The organism is Aeromonas sp. 602658, assembly GCF_049173005.1.
Taxonomy (GTDB): domain Bacteria; phylum Pseudomonadota; class Gammaproteobacteria; order Enterobacterales; family Aeromonadaceae; genus Aeromonas; species Aeromonas veronii_A.
The window spans coordinates 202,998-219,092 of record NZ_JAAKRF010000002.1; the positions used below are offsets into that span (position 1 = coordinate 202,998).

At 58.4% G+C, this 16,095-nt stretch carries 24 protein-coding genes and 1 tRNA gene; 4 read left to right on the forward strand and 21 right to left on the reverse strand.

Annotated features, from left to right (window positions below):
• Positions 1–204: 204 nt before the first annotated feature.
• From G5253_RS03175 to G5253_RS03275, 21 genes are all read right to left on the reverse strand, one after another.
• The gene (locus tag G5253_RS03175; protein ID WP_421202664.1) at positions 205–1,380 is read right to left on the reverse strand and encodes an Arm DNA-binding domain-containing protein; all 1,176 of its coding nucleotides are present in this window, start codon (positions 1,378–1,380) and stop codon (positions 205–207) included.
• On the reverse strand, positions 1,347–1,544 hold the full coding sequence (locus G5253_RS03180; protein ID WP_017411491.1) for a hypothetical protein: 198 nt from the start codon (positions 1,542–1,544) through the stop codon (positions 1,347–1,349). The genes G5253_RS03175 and G5253_RS03180 overlap by 34 nt, the downstream gene beginning before the upstream one ends.
• A complete protein-coding gene (locus G5253_RS03185) occupies positions 1,537–1,977 on the reverse strand; it encodes a hypothetical protein (RefSeq protein WP_421202665.1) in 441 nt (146 codons plus the stop codon). Before G5253_RS03185 ends, G5253_RS03180 begins: the two co-directional genes overlap by 8 nt.
• Positions 1,978–2,033: 56 nt before the next feature.
• Positions 2,034–2,960, reverse strand: a complete 927-nt coding sequence (locus G5253_RS03190) for a hypothetical protein (protein ID WP_421202666.1) — start codon at positions 2,958–2,960, stop codon at positions 2,034–2,036.
• A gap of 11 nt (positions 2,961–2,971) precedes the next feature.
• Positions 2,972–3,160, reverse strand: a complete 189-nt coding sequence (locus G5253_RS03195) for a hypothetical protein (protein ID WP_421202667.1) — start codon at positions 3,158–3,160, stop codon at positions 2,972–2,974.
• 138 nt (positions 3,161–3,298) lie between these two features.
• Positions 3,299–3,643 carry a hypothetical protein gene (locus G5253_RS03200; RefSeq protein WP_421202668.1) on the reverse strand — a complete coding sequence of 115 codons (345 nt, stop codon included), beginning with the start codon at positions 3,641–3,643 and terminating at the stop codon, positions 3,299–3,301.
• Positions 3,644–3,645: 2 nt separating this feature from the next.
• Positions 3,646–3,858 (reverse strand): hypothetical protein, encoded by a 213-nt coding sequence (locus tag G5253_RS03205; protein ID WP_139731016.1) that lies wholly within the window; start codon positions 3,856–3,858, stop codon positions 3,646–3,648.
• A 175-nt stretch (positions 3,859–4,033) separates the two neighbouring features.
• Complete coding sequence (locus G5253_RS03210) at positions 4,034–4,720, reverse strand: DUF3850 domain-containing protein (RefSeq protein WP_421202669.1); 687 nt, start codon at positions 4,718–4,720, stop codon at positions 4,034–4,036.
• Entirely contained in the window at positions 4,717–5,340 is a 624-nt protein-coding gene (locus G5253_RS03215) for a hypothetical protein (protein WP_421202670.1), read from the reverse strand. The genes G5253_RS03210 and G5253_RS03215 overlap by 4 nt, the downstream gene beginning before the upstream one ends.
• Positions 5,337–5,672, reverse strand: coding sequence for a hypothetical protein (locus G5253_RS03220; RefSeq protein WP_421202671.1), 336 nt, complete (start codon positions 5,670–5,672; stop codon positions 5,337–5,339). The genes G5253_RS03215 and G5253_RS03220 overlap by 4 nt, the downstream gene beginning before the upstream one ends.
• Positions 5,669–6,580, reverse strand: a complete 912-nt coding sequence (gene rdgC, locus G5253_RS03225) for a recombination-associated protein RdgC (RefSeq protein WP_421202672.1) — start codon at positions 6,578–6,580, stop codon at positions 5,669–5,671. The genes G5253_RS03220 and rdgC overlap by 4 nt, the downstream gene beginning before the upstream one ends.
• A gap of 22 nt (positions 6,581–6,602) precedes the next feature.
• Positions 6,603–6,779, reverse strand: coding sequence for a hypothetical protein (locus G5253_RS03230; RefSeq protein WP_421202673.1), 177 nt, complete (start codon positions 6,777–6,779; stop codon positions 6,603–6,605).
• 58 nt (positions 6,780–6,837) lie between these two features.
• Positions 6,838–7,416: a phage N-6-adenine-methyltransferase gene (locus tag G5253_RS03235; protein WP_421202674.1), complete on the reverse strand. Its 579-nt coding sequence runs from the start codon at positions 7,414–7,416 to the stop codon at positions 6,838–6,840.
• A complete protein-coding gene (locus G5253_RS03240; RefSeq protein ID WP_421202675.1) occupies positions 7,409–8,143 on the reverse strand; it encodes a hypothetical protein in 735 nt (244 codons plus the stop codon). Before G5253_RS03240 ends, G5253_RS03235 begins: the two co-directional genes overlap by 8 nt.
• Positions 8,140–8,838, reverse strand: coding sequence for a hypothetical protein (locus G5253_RS03245; RefSeq protein WP_421202676.1), 699 nt, complete (start codon positions 8,836–8,838; stop codon positions 8,140–8,142). Before G5253_RS03245 ends, G5253_RS03240 begins: the two co-directional genes overlap by 4 nt.
• Positions 8,835–10,058, reverse strand: a complete 1,224-nt coding sequence (locus tag G5253_RS03250) for a hypothetical protein (RefSeq protein WP_421202677.1) — start codon at positions 10,056–10,058, stop codon at positions 8,835–8,837. Before G5253_RS03250 ends, G5253_RS03245 begins: the two co-directional genes overlap by 4 nt.
• Before the next feature lie 57 nt (positions 10,059–10,115).
• Positions 10,116–11,171, reverse strand: coding sequence for a RecT family recombinase (locus G5253_RS03255; protein WP_421202678.1), 1,056 nt, complete (start codon positions 11,169–11,171; stop codon positions 10,116–10,118).
• An 11-nt stretch (positions 11,172–11,182) separates the two neighbouring features.
• Positions 11,183–12,592 carry a PD-(D/E)XK nuclease-like domain-containing protein gene (locus G5253_RS03260; RefSeq protein ID WP_421202679.1) on the reverse strand — a complete coding sequence of 470 codons (1,410 nt, stop codon included), beginning with the start codon at positions 12,590–12,592 and terminating at the stop codon, positions 11,183–11,185.
• Between the two features lie 312 nt (positions 12,593–12,904).
• Positions 12,905–13,156, reverse strand: coding sequence for a hypothetical protein (locus tag G5253_RS03265; RefSeq protein ID WP_139401734.1), 252 nt, complete (start codon positions 13,154–13,156; stop codon positions 12,905–12,907).
• Positions 13,157–13,382: 226 nt separating this feature from the next.
• Positions 13,383–13,457: transfer RNA gene (locus G5253_RS03270), tRNA-Pro, on the reverse strand.
• 677 nt (positions 13,458–14,134) lie between these two features.
• A complete protein-coding gene (locus G5253_RS03275; protein ID WP_421202680.1) occupies positions 14,135–14,749 on the reverse strand; it encodes a helix-turn-helix domain-containing protein in 615 nt (204 codons plus the stop codon).
• A gap of 137 nt (positions 14,750–14,886) precedes the next feature.
• On the opposite strand from G5253_RS03275, the gene G5253_RS03280 reads away from it, so the two are divergent.
• Genes G5253_RS03280 through G5253_RS03295 form a run of 4 tightly spaced genes read left to right on the forward strand, consistent with a single transcriptional unit; the run spans position 14,887 to position 15,955 of the window.
• Complete coding sequence (locus tag G5253_RS03280; RefSeq protein WP_421202681.1) at positions 14,887–15,093, forward strand: Cro/CI family transcriptional regulator; 207 nt, start codon at positions 14,887–14,889, stop codon at positions 15,091–15,093.
• Positions 15,094–15,125: 32 nt separating this feature from the next.
• Positions 15,126–15,524: a hypothetical protein gene (locus G5253_RS03285; RefSeq protein ID WP_421202682.1), complete on the forward strand. Its 399-nt coding sequence runs from the start codon at positions 15,126–15,128 to the stop codon at positions 15,522–15,524.
• 5 nt (positions 15,525–15,529) lie between these two features.
• A complete protein-coding gene (locus tag G5253_RS03290) occupies positions 15,530–15,748 on the forward strand; it encodes a hypothetical protein (protein WP_139407316.1) in 219 nt (72 codons plus the stop codon).
• A gap of 51 nt (positions 15,749–15,799) precedes the next feature.
• Positions 15,800–15,955 carry a hypothetical protein gene (locus tag G5253_RS03295; protein ID WP_421202683.1) on the forward strand — a complete coding sequence of 52 codons (156 nt, stop codon included), beginning with the start codon at positions 15,800–15,802 and terminating at the stop codon, positions 15,953–15,955.
• Positions 15,956–16,095: the final 140 nt, after the last annotated feature.

A 16,095-nucleotide genomic window follows, 5' to 3' on the forward strand; every position in this document is an offset into this window, starting at 1 on the left:
AAAACCATTGTTACCGTAGATGTTACTATTTTGGCTGGCTTTAGGCGACTTCCTCGAACGCTACAGACAACAAAAAACCCGCAAGGCGTTGATTCCTGCGGGTTTCTAGTCTTCTTCGTTCCTACTCGGAACATTGTTTGGTGGAGCTGGGGGGATTTGAACCCCCGGGCTGTGCAGCTTTACCAATTGAACTATAAGGCTTTTTTATTTTCCGGTTGGATTTTGGATCAGGATTGGCGCTTTTGCTGTCTGGCCGTCGTACTCGGCGAGGTAGGATCCGTAGTGCCGAAATAGCATCTCCGGCCCCTTGTGACCCATCTGTGTGGCGAGCCAAAACAGGTTGCAGCCGCGGCTTATGTTGGCCGTGGCGAAGGTGTGGCGGGTTTGGTAAAGGTGGCGATAGCGAACACCGGATCGCCGGAGGGTGTAGAGCCAGGCTTTCTTTCTGATGGACTCAGCCCCGGACCATGGCTCGCCGAGCTTCGGATCTTCAAACACGTACTCGCCGCGCATAAAGGTAAAGCGCTTCTGGCTGGTCAGCGCCGCCAGCGCATCACTCGTCAGCTCAATGGTTCGAGTGCCAGCCCTGGTCTTGGTGGTCTTGATGACCCCGACCACTCTGGCGGACGATACCTGCACGGTGTTACCAATCCAGTCGATTGACCCCCAGCGAAGGGCGCAGATCTCGGACGGTCGCATTCCGGTGGCGAACGCAAACGCGAACAGATTTGCCCACTGCTCATTGATGCCGTGAGCGGTCGATATGATGGCGGCCACTTCATCCGGGCTGAACGGGTCCACAGATTTGGCTCCCTGTTCAGGAGCTGAATCCACGTCCAAATATCTGGACACGGTGACCAGCGACACCGGGTTTGATGGCAACAACCCATCGGTAACCGCTTCGTCAATGGCACTGCGCAGGAACGACAGTCGGTTGCGGGCCGTTTTGGCGGTAGTGCTGCTTCTTACCAGCCAGTTCTTTACCTGTGCCGGGGTCAGCTCTGACACCGTGATCCCATGCAGATCGGCCAGTGCCTTGTGGCATTTGCGGTACCCGACCATGGTGGACGGGCTCAGCCCGCGGCTTTCGCAGCGGTGCAGGTACTCATCCAGATAGTCAGACACCTTGGCGGCGATCGACGCGCCGCCGAACATGCGCAGCTTTTTGGATTTTGGGAAGTAGTCGGCGTAGGCGAACTGGCCGCGCTCTATCTTGCCCTGGATCTCGCCGAGCAGGCGGGAGGCATAGCGCACGTTTGCCGTGGTGTTGGGCAGGTTGGACAGGGGCTCACGGCAGCGAACCCCCTTAAAGGTGAAGGTGATGTTGATGGTCTCACCGCGCAGGCTTACGCCGCGTGGGAGCTGTTTTTCATTGCCCACTTTGTCACCTCTGCGATGTTAACCCAGCGCTCTTTCACCCCGTCAACGTTGACGATATGAACCCCCAGTTGCCAGATGCCACGTTGAATCCGCTTGTTGATGGTATCCCGATCGGTGATCTCGATGGTGCTCAGGTAGGTGCTGAGCGGGATGGCGTCAGGCATTCTCATTATGATGAGCTGGCCCGGAATATGGCTGACTGCCGGATCTGCTGCTGTTCCCATGGTGTACGGTCCTCGCGGTTAAAAGAGACTCGAGCCGGTGACGCCCGAGCTGGTTGTAATAAAAGGTCTGAACTTGCTTGCGGGAGTTGGCCGCCTGGTCAAGGCGGTATTCCCCCAGTTCGGTGGTTTTCAGGTTGTGCTGGTTGGCCAGCCTGCCGATGGCTTGGGCGCTCACCCCCAACTCCTTTCCCAGATCGGTTGCGCTCCAGAGCTGGCCTGTTACCCGCGGCGCTTCGATAGGCAGGTCGAAGTGAGCCAGAATGCGGCCGATCTCGGCAAGCTTGGCCGATTGGGACAGGGTGGGGGAGAGTACGGTATTAACCAGATCGTCCAGCATTTGGCTGCTCTGGTCGATGAGTTGTAGCTGTTGCATGGCGTGGCCCTCCTGTCCTTGAGGATGGGGCGCCAATTGGATTGAAGGAAGGGCCGTTATTTGGCAGTCAAGTTCTGCTTGCGATAGCCGGCGTCGTAGAGCGCCTCTGCATAGATGCGGCCAACCGTATCCCAGGAGCCTGGATATGGGCAATGCTGCTTCATGCCATCGATCGCTTTGTCTCGCTCGGTGCGCGACGGTGAAAGGACGTGCTTTTGGAAGCATCCGAGACCATAGCTCATCCTGATTACTGCGGTATCCTCAACGTGAGCGATGACCTCGCAGTTCAGCTCCCCATTACCATAGACAAGATCTTCACCCTCCACATCGACGAACTCACCAACCGGTGGCAACTCCCAGCGCTCAAACCAGTGGTTATTGAGATAACCCTCGCCACCGCACACCTTGGCGTCGCGCTTGACGATCTCGGCGTCGGCCAGTTCAACCATCTCGGCCAGGGCGCCGGTATCGAAACTGCGCGGATCGCTCTTGAGTGCAACCAGCAGGCGCTGGGCCATTGCGTTGTTCTCTTCGGCGCCATCAGCACCGCGTTCTTTCACGCCGCCAGCTGGCTCGGATAGGTCAACGGGGCGCCGATCCAGCGTGTCGCGCCAGTCGCCAAGGACTTCGCCAAGGCCGATATCAACCCATCCGCAATCACTTCTGCGTGACGGCTGGTTGTTGCGCCAACCAATGCCATCGACACTCATGTCTGACGACTCCACGTTCTTAAACCACCTGCCACTTTCATGCTGGAAAAAACATTTGGCGTCAGGATGATCGGCAAAGCTTGGCTTGTTCTGCAGCTCTGCGCGGCGGGCCAGCCATTCATGCTTTTGGTAGCAACTATCCCAATCTACTGGTGGATATTCCAACCACTTTACTGATCCTTCAACAGTAAAGGCAGCAGCAAAAGCCCGGCCAGGAGCAATCTCTGGCCACAGGTGGGCATTCCGCGCCAACCACGTCAAATTATCTGCCATATCATCCATCCTCAACTTTGCAGCGGTTGCTGCTTTGGTTCGATTGTCACCACCCCGAGATCGCACTCGAACTGGATTGTCTGGCCGTGGTCTGCTGCGACCCAGCACATCACCCGACTCATGCAGCTAAGGACCTCCTCGGTACCGATCGCCACCATGGCGGCGGCGATCTGCTCGGCGAATTCCTTGTTGTCAGCCATCAGCCACCTTTCACAAACAGGTCGGCCGCCACGATGACGGCCAGAATGTTAATGGCTAGGATTGCGATCCCAGCCGCCTTTTGTTTGGTCATCACAGTTCCTATGGGCAGCAGCTCGGCGAGCCGCCGCAGTAGTGGCTTAGCGGCGATTGATATCGCCTGACATGGTGGAAGCGGATCCGCCAATGCTGCCGCAGGTAACATCACCTGACATGGTGGAAACCGAGCCAGATACATCCTTGCAGTGCACATCGCCAGACATGGTTTTGATGGTGCCGACTGCGCCGGTAACCGTTACCGTGCCAGTCGGGTTATCCACCACATCGGCATCACCGTTGACGGTGACTGATACGGGGCCGACCAGCTGACCATCCTGCTCCACGCCATCCACAACCACTTTGTCGTTGACAATGGTGACGCTGCGGCCGGTGAACGTTCTTCCGTCGATAGTCACGTTGCCATTACCTTTCAGATTGATTCTCATCGTTATTTCACATCCTTCATGCTGATCGAGATCCCGACGTAGGGACACTGGGCGCGGTACACATCGCGGCCGTGCTCGCGCTCGATGCTCTTGCAGCGAAAGCCGGAGCGGGACTCGGTGGAAATAGAAAGGCCAGCTGGTTGGCTGGCCTGTAGTTGGGCTATCTGGTGCAGGGCGCGCTCGAGGGCAGCCTGCTTGTTTGGGTCAGTCAGCATCGCCACCCCCTGTACCCGATAAAGCCGGGCTCCATGACGCGCCGGAACGGCAGCACCGGGAGGTGGGCTATCAGGGTCTTGAGCTGGGGGTTATCTGGCTGGCTGTCGATTGTGACTTTGGCGCCGGGGTTGATGCGTAGGTATCGCTCTCGGGCGTCGGTAGCTTCTTCCCGGGTCAGGCCGGGCTGGATGATCGGGGCTCTAAAGCGCACGGCTCACCTCCTTGCTGCACAGGATCATCAGGCAAGGGCATCCAGTGTGTCACATGGCAGGCCCCATCCGTTGGGTTGCATGGGGTTGCGCCGGGTGGGACTGTCTTATCCCAGCAGTTATTGCTTTGGCCACCAGTAAGCCGTTTGACTGCAATCCGCTCGTCACCGCTGTTTTCAGCAAGCGGCCGGTACACCAAGGCTTTGCGGCCATCGCGCGGAGCGGTTTCTATTGGCAGCCAAGCATTTGGCAGCTTGCCAGCCAGCACCGCCTCGATGCGCTCAAGAAAGGCATCAACAACCGGCAAATCATCGATTGCCACCCCGATCGCCGGCACTATTTTAGTCACCTGCCGCAGCAGATCCGCCATCACCCCACACTGGCGGGTGGCATCTGCAAGCTGTTCGGCTAGCTCCTGCTCGCGATTGTTTGCCAGCCCAAGCACCACATAACCCGGCTTTTGCTCGAAGTCGGTGATGTAGCTTACCGCTCTCTCGACGGTCTGGCCGGTGAACCCGCCATTCCACTCCCAGAGCAGCAGGGTATCCCCTACTTTGAAGTTGCGATCGGCGTTGTTGCGGATCTCGAAGGTCTTATCTCCGGAGACAACGGCGGCGAAGTATTCCGGCTTAATCTTGAGTTCGTGAATCACGATTGCTCTCCTTCCACAAATTCGAGGGCGGTGGCCACTTCCGGAAGCAGCTCGTCCCAGGTGGCGATGTCGCCGTTCTTGTGCCATCCGACCACGCCCTGGCTGTCGTTCATCACGCTCTGCACCGCATACATCGCATCGAGCAGCACATCCCGCTGCTTGGTCATGGCGGCCAGTTTCTGCGCCGGGGTGAGGCCTTCTGCGCGCTGGACTGTGATGGTTATTGGACCCGTATCAGGGTGGAACAGGCCGAACTCCATGTAGTTCTCAGCTGCATTGGCCTTCATCTTTCCGGCAAACCCTGCAGCCATAAGCTGCAACGACACATCTGACAGCCTGAGCTCGCCGCTGTTGGCGTTTTCGATCTCGTGCTGGTACACCTGTTTGCCAATGAAGTCTGCAAATGAGCCAGCCTCTATGGCCTCGGTGTCGAACTCATGAAGCAAGTTCCAGCAGGCTACGATGCGGCGGGCGTCTGCAGCGTGATACAGGGTGGCAAAGTCGATACCGTCCTCGTCCACGATGGTAAGAAGCGAGGTTTTATCCTCGCTCCCGATCGCCAGATTGCCGCTGTCACCGACTTCGAAAGTGGCCAGCAGGCCCTTGGTGTGTGCGGTCATGCTGCAACCTCCTCGTTGCGGCGGGCGAATAGCGCCACTGCGCCATCCTCCGTATCCCAGATGCCAAGCAGGAACCAGCCAGCTCCTGCTGGCGTGGTTGGATTCCACTCGGCAACAAGGTCTATGTAGTCGCCATCGGCATCCCATCGCTCGATCATGTGCTCAGGCAGGTCATCTTCCATAGAGACGAACTTTGCCTGGAGCCCCTGCTTATCAAGCCATTCGGTGTATTGGCTACCAAGCGTTTCGCCGAAGTCAGGGAAATCAGGGTGGATCCAGAACCCTGACTCATCCCGTTTTACCTCGGCAGGTGCAATGAGTTGTTGTTTCATAGCGGAGCCTCCTCGCCACCCAAGGCGGCAAACAGGGCCGGGATAAACTGGGCCAGCTCGCCGGTAACCAGTGCAAAGTCGGCGTCCATGCGGGCAACCGGATCCTCGCTGGTGATGTCGTCGTTCTGCTCGCGCAGCTCCTCGCTGAACTTGAGGCGCTTGATGGAGAGGTCATCACCCAGCACAAAGCTGATGCTTTCACCCCAGCAGAGTGCCAGCTTGGTGACCAGCTTATCGTTGGCGAGGTGGTTTTTTACCTCGTCGGTCATCAGATCCTGCTGCTTGAAGCGGGCGATACCGCCGTGCTCCATGGCGCTGCGCAGCTCGGATTCATCTTCTAGGGTGAAGGAGGCCGGCAGGTTGCCCTCTTGTAGCCACTCGGTCATGGTGATTTCGGGCGGGTTCTTGAGCGCCACCGGCACCACTGGCAGGCTGCCGATGGACTTGCGCAGCAGGGCCAGCACGTCCTCGGCCTTCTTGGCGGAGGGGGCATCGACCATCAGTAGGCCGTCTGCCGGGTTGATCCATGCGTAGGTGTTGGCGGTGCGGCTGAATGCGCGGGGCAGCAGGGTATGCAGCAGTTCCTCTTTCAGCGCCTCTTTCTCTTTCTTCTTGAGGGGGCGACCCTGCTCGAACTCGATCGCCTCTACTTTCTCGTCCAGCTGCTCTTTGACAACGGTAGATGGCAGCATCTTCTCCTCCTTGCGGGCGCAGATGAGGATCTGACCGTTGGCGGAGTGGGTCATGGTGCTGCCGAACTTGCCGAGCGGGCGAGTCCAGCCGAAGCGGGACATATCCTGGCTGCCGCAGGGGGTGAAGGCGCAGGCTTCGAGCTGAGTTTCCAGCTGTTCGGCTGTCAACTCGAACGGGCGGGTGAAGCGGTAAACTTGCAGGTTTTTAAACCACATGGTCAGGGGTCCTTTTGGTCGGTTAGTTGCGGGCTTTTGCCAGCAGGTCGTGGATTTTCTTGGCGGCTGCTTCGGCTTGTGACCGGTTGCAGATGGCCCCGCCTGGCAGTACAAACTTGCCGCACAGCTTGGGGTGGGGCATGACGACGCCCAACCCGATGACTACCGCGCCGCAGTAGGGGTTATCTGTGTCTTTCATGGGGTTCCTCGACTTATCCACCGTTTCTGTGTGGCTGGCGGTGGATGGTTTTGGGGTATCAGGCTGCAGCGCTGACGGGCTCTGCTCCGGCAAGCAGCAGGGTGAGCTTGCTGACATCGCGGATCCGGCACTCGCCGCGCCAGTTGGGGGCGAAGATGAGGAGCATGGAGCCCTTGGGATTGCCCTTCATCTCTTCGCCGGTTGCCTTGTTGATGAAGCTCACCCGGCCGTTGCGCCACCTGCCGCTCTCATCGTGGTAGCCGGTGATGTGCCGCACCTCGCTGGCGCGCTCACCGGGATACCATTCGGTGCTGGTGTCCTGCGGTACCAGCATGACGGTGCCGATGCCGCGTCCCTGCTGCTCGATGGCCTTTTCCACCCATGGCCCGATATCGGAGTAGGGCGGATTGAGCCAAGCCCAAGGCGATCGCACAAACGGGCTGATAAAGTCGCCCCAGTCCACGCTCAGGGCGTCGATATCCGGCGTCAGGTACTTCTCGCAGAGCGCCGTTTCCGGCAGAGCGGCGGCATCGAGGGCGAAGTTGAACTCAAGATCCAGCGCCCGGAACAGATAGAGCGGGGTCTGGGTCATGTCGCGGGTGGCTTCTGGAGTGGTGGAGCCGCGGTAGTCAGCCATTGGTGACATCCTCCTCGTCAACTGCAGGGCGCTGGTTGAGCCAGCTCATGGCATCTTGCTTGGCCGCCTCGGCGCTTTCACTGAATCCGGCCTGATACATCACCTTGCCGAACTCTGTTGCAAGGAACTCGTAGGCATCGGCCAGTTTCTTTGCTTCATCGGTCAGGCCGATCCGCCCCTGCAGGATCCCCTCCTTGATGGTGTTGTACTCCCAGCAGTAGGTCTGGGCATCGACATACACCCGCATGCCTTCGCGGTAGTCGTGGCGCTTGCGCTTGATAAACGCTTCTGCCGCATCCTTGGTGAAGTGGCTATTTACAGGCACCCACTTATCATCCCAGCCGGTTACGGTGTGATCATCAAGCTCGCCAAGGATGTTCCACTGCGCTCTGAATCGCTTCAGATTGAGAAAATCCTCACCTTCTGCCTCTTGCGCCAACTCGTTCAGGTGGCTTTGCTGGTCATCGTCGCACTCATCCCAGTATTCTTGCGGGCTGAACCACACCGAGTCGTCGCAAATCACGGCAATCTTATCGGTGTAGTCTTTATCTATCCCGTAGATGAGTTGGCGGGATTCAACCTTGAAGATGGCATCGGCGGTGCAGTGGTCATGAACTCCTTCGCCAACACAGTCGCGGTGCAGTCTTGCCACAAAGTCAGCCCATGATTCGGTGCTCAGCGGTGCGCCGTGGGCGAGTGATACCGGTTTTTCTGATTGCTGGCTCATGTAGCCTCCTTTCTGGCTTTGCTGTATCTGGCTGCGTCCTCGCAGTCGTCAATGTAGCTGGCGCCATACTTCTCTCTGGCCGCCTCGGTGCAGGTGTATGCCTCGCATGGGTTAAATCCCCAGGTGACCTTGCCGCAGTCAGGGCAGTTTCCGCGGGTGCGGCCCGTGGTCTGTCTCCGCCGAGGGCGTTTCGGCTTGCGGATCCCGGCAACGGTGATCATGCGGCGCTCGTTGATGTTGCGAGCCTGGAATGTGCGGCGGCTGATGGACTTCACGTACTCAAGCGGGTAAAAGGCAACCTCATCGTTCCACAGAGCATGCCTTACCTCCTCTGCCGTCAGGATTAGCGCATCTGACAGGCAGACTGTCGAACCCTTCTGGGCCTTCCAGTAGACATCGTTACCGTCGAAATCACCGATGCAGCAGTGGATTACATACTGATCGCAGCCTGTTGCCAGACCGGCCTTGGTGTCATCCAGATACTGGTGATCTACCCGCACGGTAACGAGCTCATCGACCAGCGCTTTGCTGAGCGGCACATCGGTGTGGCGGTCATTGAAATGGCGCTGGGCCTCCTCCAGCGTGTAGACATGGGCTTTGTCCAGGTTCGAGGTGTAGCCATTGCCATTGAGCGCCCAGAACATGCAGGAGCTGCCGGTGTTGCTGCGCGAATCTCGCAGGTAGAAGCCTGTCATGCCGCCTCCTTGTGCTGTTCCGGTTGCTGGCTGGCCTCGGCCTGCTCTTTCTCCCACTGGCGAACCGCGGCTTGACCGGCGCTGATGATCTGATCGGCCAGCTTGGCGCCAATGCCCTTGATTGCCAGCAGCTTGTCGCTCTGGTTAACCATCAGCTTCCACAGGTCGGTGATGCCAGCGCCCTCCAGCAGCCCCTGCACCTTGGCGTTGAGGCCAATTTCACTGATGTGGACTGTCTGCGCCCACTCGGCGCGGGGTTGCAGGTGAGGGTGGGTGATGGCCAGTGCATCGAGCATGAAGGCGTGGATGTCGCGGATCGCCTCCATCGGGATGTCTCTGGCGATGGCGCTCGGAAATATCGGACTCATCCACTCGCTCAGCATCACGGTGCAACCGGTGGCGTCTGAGCGCATGGCGTGGAGCTTCCAATCCAGATCGTTCAGCAGGTAGCTCTTGTCAGACTGGATGCCGCCCTCTACCAGGTAGACATTCCAGCGGATGCCATTGCCGTCAGGGTAGTGATTGCGCAGGTGCTTGCCCCACAACAGGCTGATCTCCTTGAATTGGGCCATGTCGTTGATGACCTGCTGTCGCTCGTCCAGATCGGCCTGCTGCTGGTTGATGATGGCGGTCAGCTCGGTCACGCTGCGGGAAAGTCGGGTGTTGTCGCGGCGGTACCCGCTGATTTCGTTCTTGCTGGCGTTGATGGCGTTCAGGCGCTCTTCCAGCTTCTTGCGCTGCTCCGCCACCTTGCGCTTCAAGCCTTCCGGATCCATCGCCTTATAGGCTTTGATGGTGCGTTCCAGCTCGCGGATCTGGACGTTGGCAGCGTTGAGGTCTGCCTGAGCCCCGTCTGCCTTGCGGTTTGCGGAGTAGACGGCATTTTCAGCCTGCTCAGCTTTGGCGCTGGCCTCTTCCTGTGCGTCTGCAATGCGCTGCTCGGCTTCGGCTACCTGCTGGCGCAGCTGGCTGACCAGTGCGATCTGGTCATTGAGCTCGCCATCCCGGGATTCCAGCTGGTCGATGAGCCCGTTGAACTCGTCGATATGGGCATTGGCCGCCTCGCTGATCATGGTCAGGTTGGCTGTGAGCAGGGTTTCAAAGCTGCCGATGGCGGCCTTGGCCGGGCCGTCAGGCATCTGGATGATGGCGCGGATCTGGGTGGTGAGGGTGTTCAGGGCAAGGCTGGTTGCCTCACTGGGGTTCAGTTCGGTGGTCATGGTTCGGGTCCTGTTGGGAAAGAGAAAGCCCCGTTGGCGGCGGGGCTTGTCGGTTGGTTAGGCGGCTCGCTTCTTATCGAGGCCAAGGCGCGCAATGTTGGTGCGATAGATTTCGTTCGCCTGGGCCTTCTGCTCTTTGTTCAGCTTGTCGCCCATTTCAGTAATGACGGACAGCGCCGAGCGCAACTCAGTAGCAGACTCGGCGATGTCGAGCTTGAACAGGGCATCTGCGAGCTGATCGGCAATCTCCGGGTCAACATCCGGCACCACAGGCTCTGGCTCGCTATGCAGCTGCTCAGTGACGCTTTCCGCCTGCCCCTCGATGACAGCCCCCTTATTTGCCTCTGCCTGCTGCTGCGCCCGCTTGGCTGCGGCTCTCTCGGCAAGGTTTTCGGTGGCAGACTTGTTGCCGCCATCCGGGCCGGTCGGCGTAAAATCAGGGTTGATTTCGCGCTCTTCCAGCTCATCGACGGAGTAAACGCCGAGGATCACGTCAGGGGTGTAGAGACGAGCCCAGCGTTTTACGCCAAGGTAGGCCAGCTGTTGCTTCGGGTCGTCGGCCCACAGCGTCGAGTTGCGGGTGCGCGCCTGCTGCAACAGCAGCTCAACTTCGCGCACTTGGCCGTTAGCCAGTGTCGCAATGACCTTTACCCCGCAACCTTTCTCATCAGCAAAGTTCCAGTCTGGCACCCGGTAAACGGCCCCTTTCTTATCGGGATCCTTGCTCTGGACCTCTTTAAACTTGCCGATGACGCGCTCCCACGGCCCGAAAAACTCATAGTCAAAGCGCCCCTTGATGACGCCGGAGTTGACTACCACGGCGTTGACCAGCTGGGCCTCATAACCGAGCGTTCCGTTGACAAGGTGGGTTTTTTGCGCCACAGGGAAGGGGTTCATACCCCACTGCACCGCTTGCAAGCAGATGGCAAAGCAGTCGGCCTGATTGCCGCGCAGATGTTGCGGCACGGTGGCCTTGCCGCTGGCCATCATGGCTGCCATCTTGTCGATGCTAGCCATGAAATCCATATTCATCATCAGGCTCAGCATGTTTGCCTGGCCGCGCTCATTGGCCAACACCGGTGCCGCGCTCTGGGTTGCTACTGTATTTTCCATGTCGATGTTCCTTAGAAGAGGCTGTCTGGGAGTTCTTCGGTCACCGGCTCAAGACTGATCACGGTGGGGGTGAATGGCTCTTCGTTGTTGATGCGGTGGCGTTCTGCTGCCGCCTGGTACTGCGGCACGTTGATTTCGCCCATGCCATCGTGGCCCGGGTAGTAATTAGCCTTGCGCCAGGTGACGATGTTGCGCACTGCCATATCGCGCAGCTCAAGGCCGCGGCGCCGATCCTCCTGCCCGTAGAAGTAGACGCCGACCATGATGGGCTTGTAGACGTCATGACCAAGGGGGCCGTCCTTCTCCACCGCGATAAACACGAAGCTGGCCGGGTGTCCGGTTACCGCTTCATAGCCGTCGGTGTAGTGGGCGTCCTGAATGTGGTAGTTGTGGGCCGAGCCATCGCGGGCAAATGCCGCTTCGCTGGCGTTGCGAACAAATTTCAGGTCAACCAGCACATGATCCGGGCGCTTCCAGTCAGGCCGGCATTTCAGCAGCTCACCGGTTTCAGGATGGCGCCAGTAGATACTGGTCTCTGCCTCACCTTCATCCAGCAGCACGGCTGCCTCCGGATGATTCAGGACAGCTTCGCGGTAGCGCAGGGCGTGGATGTATTCGTTATTGGTCACGATCACCTTGTCGCCAGCTTGCTCGCGGAACTGCTCTTTCAGCTCGTCGAGGAATTTCGCGTCAGGATTGAAGGTGCGGATCCGCTCTGCCATTTCCGCTTTGGTGCCGCTGAGTGGGAGGGGATCCGGCAGCGTGGCAATGCGCTCTGCTCGCTCCAGCTCTTTGGCGCCAATCTTGGCGTAGTTCTCGAGCACGGCTTGATAGCTGCCCTTGCTCTTGAGTGGCTTGGTCAGCGTATCGTTGTAGGCTTTGACGCATGCCTTGAGCGCTGTAGCTGTGCGCTTGTCATCTTCACCGATGGTCTGGAAGCTCTCTGGGAGCTGGCAGTATGCCGCCTCGGCATCGCCCACCGTGGATCCCAGCTCGATGGGTGGGGTCAACTTGGCGTTGTACGCTTCAATGGCATCAGCCAGCTCCTGCAGCTCTGGGCGCTTCTCGAGACCGGCGTTGTACTCTTCGATGGCCGCCTTCATCTGGTCTGCACCAACAAAGGCATCTTCCGGCCATACCGGCTCGATGGCGTATTCGCTTTCGAAGTCGCCAAACTCCAACACAATCTTGTGCAGGATCTTGCCTTCGCGGAACGGCACAGTTTCTTTCTGCTGGTTGCCGTCAATCTTGTAGTAGCGGTAGTGCTGGCCGGATATCAGCGCCAGATCCAGGCTGCTTTTCGATTCGCCCGCGCTGCCGTGGTAAACATCGCTCGGGATGTCGCTATACATGCAGGGCGCGACAGGGATGAAGGTTTCAATCACCTGCTCGGCGATCTCGGTTTTTGCTGGTGCATTCATGGTGGTTGGTCCTCTGGTGATTATCCGAAGGCGGCCACAGCTTCGACGCTATGTTGTTGCCAGCTCCACCGGAGCCGCCTTGGGATACCGGCTCGCAAGCCGGGATCCGTTCACGTTCACACACCGCTTTCCGAATTGACGGGTTATCGGCGCATCCCTACCGGCATCGGGATTCGTGGTTGTGAGCCGGTTCCGAGTTGTTAAAGAGCGAGCTCAGCCGAATTTGGCGTGAGCGAAGCCAAAGCATCCTTGAGGTGCTTGAAAAAGAGGCTTTGGCTACGGCGCTATGAGGGAAGCGCCAGACCCGGGAAATCAGATGGAATCGATGTGGTACTGCATGCGTGCAATCAGCATGGCTCTGTGGCCTTTCGGGATGCGGCCCAGTCGCTCATTGGCGATGGCGCGCTTTTCTGCCAACTTCTGGCGGCGAATGTCGTCTGCGATTTCGCTGACGCGGCGATGGAGGCGTGCTCTGCGAGCTTTGTTACCGCTTACGTGGTCAGCGATAATGGCGATGATCTGGTCTGCGTGATGCGCGGCTCTGGAAAAAATGCTCTTGGTCATGGTACATTTACTCCTGTTGGCGAGTTGGTCCTCGCTAATTCCCACCGGGTCAACTGGTTGGGGTCCTGATTGCCGGGGTTGGTCCCTCGGCTTTCTCTGACTGGGGGTGGTACCCTAGTCCTTCAAAGCCCGCCCTGTGCGGGCTTTGTCGTTCTTACGCGCTGGTCAGGCGCTTTTCACTTCTGCCCTGGTTAGGGGCGGGGTCCTGATTGCCGAGTGTCTAAGTTGGTCGGAGATACAGGGATCGAACCTGTGAAGCCCTCATCCCAAATGAGGTGGCATGCCGCTTGCCGAATCTCCGTGTTTCATCCTCTAGGCCCGCAGGGCTCTATACCTGCCTCGTTTTATCAGGCCACATGTGCCTAGAGGATTGCGTTTTCCGGTTACCCTATCCGGAGTCAGCGCTGAGGTCTTTCGACTTGCCCAACTGACGGTTTGTTGTGGTGGCCGGTGCTGAACTCCGGCTCGCCTATCGTCTAAGGGGGTTAGTCGCTGACGGGGATACTCTCCCCTCCCGCGCATCAGCCTGCGCATTCACCACAACTGGAGCAGCCCTCTGGCAATCTCCCCGCCTAGCGTTGCCTCGCCATCTTCCACATTGCGTTACGGGCGTATGGGCACCCAGGAGAAGAGGACTGCTTCAGTTGTGCGCTCACCTTCCAGCAAGCTCGGTTCGGATAAACACGCGACGCATGTTGCTACGAACTAGGCGGGATCGATGACAGGTGCCGCCTCATTACCCCTTGTCACCATCCCAAGACCTTCACCACGATTGGCCGCCTTCCACGCTGCCCCTTGCTGTTATCGGTCTTGGTTGTTCGATTGCTTTACCGAACAAGGCAAAGGTTAATATTCCCGAACACTTGCGTCAATAGAAAATGTTCGGTTTTACGAACTATTTTTTTGTGGGCGATGTAGCTGCCAAATGGTGGGCACAAAAAAGCCCGCGCGATGCGGGCTTGATTGAGGTTGTGGTGGTTACTCTTTCGTGTTGCGGCGCAGTTCGACCATGCGGCCGAAGATAATGGCGTCCTTGATGGGCACCACGCCAAGGCGCTGATCATCGGTTACCAGCGTAATGCCAGAGAGGCCGTCGAGCGCCTTAAGCAGCCGATCCTGCTCGCTGCTGACTATCCTCGCCAGCACCACGTCGTTATGGCGCGGCGTCCGGTCGGCCAGATCAATAACGCAGATGTCGCCGCTCTTGATGCCGGAGCCTGCAAGGTTGTCATCGTTGGCAATGATGCCGATCAGCTGGCCATCGTAATCACTGTATATGGTGTCGCGCCCGTCGAGGGTGTGCAGGGCATCTGTTGGGTGCTCTGTGAGGTCTGACATTTCCCATACCGATACTTTGCCGAGGTGCGTATCTGCTACATAGGTGCCGCTCTCTTTACCGGTATAGAGCCATAACGGGTCACAGCCGAGCGCTTTGGCTATGGAGAGCAGGCTGCTGACGCGCAGATCTTTGAGCGGGTCAGAAAACAGAACGGATATCACCGCTTTGCTCACGCCTGACTTGCGCACCAGGTCGGCCTGCTTCCAGCCGCGCTCCTTGAGCATGTATTTCAGTCGATCTCTGAAAGAGGTCATGTCGCACTCGTTCGAATAAAAAAACACTTCCTCATTCTGTCCTATTTCTTGTGCGCTATGCCGATGGTTGACTTGTTCGGAAAAGCGAACCAAAATGGGTTCTGTATTACCAGTATCCATAAAAGGGACCCCGACCAATGAAGAAAGACCAAGCCATCCAGTTTTTTGGCGGCAGTAACGCCATGGCGCGCGCCGTTGGCGTGACCAAAAGCACCGTATCCGAATGGCCCGAAATCATCCCGGCCAAGTATGCCACCCGCATCCACTTCGCCTCCGGTGGCAAACTTGATTTCTGCCTTGAGGATTACCGCCCTGATCAAACGGAAACCCAGCGGGCCGCCTGACCAACGGCCAGCTTTACCAGAGGACCAACCAAATGGGACGACCAGCACTGTCTGATCACGAAAAAATGGACGCCGTTTCCCCCCTGCGGGTGCGCGGCACTGTCGGCCACAGACAAGTGTGGCAGGAAGTCGGTGCCGAAGTCGGCATGACTGAAACCGCATTTGCCCGCACCTCGCTGCTGATGCTCCTTAACTCCATATCTCAGCACGAGCCGCAGATACTGGCGAGAGCCGTCAAACGGGCCAATCGGAGCCTGATCGAGCAGGGTTATCCGCCCGTCACTGTCGAGGAGATCCTGAAAGGGGATGGCCTGCCAGAGCGCGGCCTGCTGACCTTCTCGCCGCAAGATGAGGCCATCTATGACGAGGAGCGCCCCAAGAAGCCGGTGCAAAAGCTCATCGGCCTGATCAATTCCGTTTTAGGGAGATAACTGCAATGACTATCAACGCCAGACCGCCACGTCCCGCCGCCCAGCACGTCAGTGAGCGTGACAACATCATTTTGAAATCCGTTATCCATGAGTTGTCGCTAGAGCTGGACACCTCTCTGATCCCGACTGCGCACGCGGCCGGTACCGACAAGACAGCCGTTCGGCTCTCCCGGGAGTTGATGGCCCGCAAGATTGAGCGCGCCGACCAGCAAGCCTGCGCATAACCATTACCAATAAGGCCCGCCTCACCACCGGGCTTAATCAGGACCTCAAAAATGACCATTGAACCCAAGGCCCATGGGGCCGCTCTCCTTTGTGCCGATCTGGATCACTGCCCGATGTGTGGCAGCGAACTGCGCACCGGTACCGATGACCGCTCATTTGAATGCCCGGGGTGTGAATACACCGAGCGGGAGGTGGGCCATGCCTAACCCGTCATCCCCATCAACATGGGAGCTCTATGAGCTCAGAAAGCGCGAATTACAGCGCCAGGGGCTTACCCAGCGCGAATACGAATTGGCTGTGCGCCGATTGGCTGATGAATTGGAGGTGTGAGATGGCGGCGTTACTT

What these genes read in the sequence shown, in the direction of transcription:
- G5253_RS03200 (WP_421202668.1), bottom strand. Translation starts at nt 3,643, where the DNA reads ATGAGAATCAATCTGAAAGGTAATGGCAACGTGACTATCGACGGAAGA.
- G5253_RS03255 (WP_421202678.1), bottom strand. Translation starts at nt 11,171, where the DNA reads ATGGAAAATACAGTAGCAACCCAGAGCGCGGCACCGGTGTTGGCCAAT.
- G5253_RS03190 (WP_421202666.1), bottom strand. Translation starts at nt 2,960, where the DNA reads ATGGCAGATAATTTGACGTGGTTGGCGCGGAATGCCCACCTGTGGCCA.
- G5253_RS03260 (WP_421202679.1), bottom strand. Translation starts at nt 12,592, where the DNA reads ATGAATGCACCAGCAAAAACCGAGATCGCCGAGCAGGTGATTGAAACC.
- G5253_RS03295 (WP_421202683.1), top strand. Translation starts at nt 15,800, where the DNA reads ATGACCATTGAACCCAAGGCCCATGGGGCCGCTCTCCTTTGTGCCGAT.
- rdgC (WP_421202672.1), bottom strand. Translation starts at nt 6,580, where the DNA reads ATGTGGTTTAAAAACCTGCAAGTTTACCGCTTCACCCGCCCGTTCGAG.
- G5253_RS03275 (WP_421202680.1), bottom strand. Translation starts at nt 14,749, where the DNA reads ATGACCTCTTTCAGAGATCGACTGAAATACATGCTCAAGGAGCGCGGC.
- G5253_RS03195 (WP_421202667.1), bottom strand. Translation starts at nt 3,160, where the DNA reads ATGGCTGACAACAAGGAATTCGCCGAGCAGATCGCCGCCGCCATGGTG.
- G5253_RS03265 (WP_139401734.1), bottom strand. Translation starts at nt 13,156, where the DNA reads ATGACCAAGAGCATTTTTTCCAGAGCCGCGCATCACGCAGACCAGATC.
- G5253_RS03235 (WP_421202674.1), bottom strand. Translation starts at nt 7,416, where the DNA reads ATGGCTGACTACCGCGGCTCCACCACTCCAGAAGCCACCCGCGACATG.
- G5253_RS03240 (WP_421202675.1), bottom strand. Translation starts at nt 8,143, where the DNA reads ATGAGCCAGCAATCAGAAAAACCGGTATCACTCGCCCACGGCGCACCG.
- G5253_RS03220 (WP_421202671.1), bottom strand. Translation starts at nt 5,672, where the DNA reads ATGAAACAACAACTCATTGCACCTGCCGAGGTAAAACGGGATGAGTCA.
- G5253_RS03280 (WP_421202681.1), top strand. Translation starts at nt 14,887, where the DNA reads ATGAAGAAAGACCAAGCCATCCAGTTTTTTGGCGGCAGTAACGCCATG.
- G5253_RS03285 (WP_421202682.1), top strand. Translation starts at nt 15,126, where the DNA reads ATGGGACGACCAGCACTGTCTGATCACGAAAAAATGGACGCCGTTTCC.
- G5253_RS03230 (WP_421202673.1), bottom strand. Translation starts at nt 6,779, where the DNA reads ATGAAAGACACAGATAACCCCTACTGCGGCGCGGTAGTCATCGGGTTG.
- G5253_RS03215 (WP_421202670.1), bottom strand. Translation starts at nt 5,340, where the DNA reads ATGACCGCACACACCAAGGGCCTGCTGGCCACTTTCGAAGTCGGTGAC.
- G5253_RS03185 (WP_421202665.1), bottom strand. Translation starts at nt 1,977, where the DNA reads ATGCAACAGCTACAACTCATCGACCAGAGCAGCCAAATGCTGGACGAT.
- G5253_RS03290 (WP_139407316.1), top strand. Translation starts at nt 15,530, where the DNA reads ATGACTATCAACGCCAGACCGCCACGTCCCGCCGCCCAGCACGTCAGT.
- G5253_RS03180 (WP_017411491.1), bottom strand. Translation starts at nt 1,544, where the DNA reads ATGCCTGACGCCATCCCGCTCAGCACCTACCTGAGCACCATCGAGATC.
- G5253_RS03205 (WP_139731016.1), bottom strand. Translation starts at nt 3,858, where the DNA reads ATGCTGACTGACCCAAACAAGCAGGCTGCCCTCGAGCGCGCCCTGCAC.
- G5253_RS03250 (WP_421202677.1), bottom strand. Translation starts at nt 10,058, where the DNA reads ATGACCACCGAACTGAACCCCAGTGAGGCAACCAGCCTTGCCCTGAAC.
- G5253_RS03245 (WP_421202676.1), bottom strand. Translation starts at nt 8,838, where the DNA reads ATGACAGGCTTCTACCTGCGAGATTCGCGCAGCAACACCGGCAGCTCC.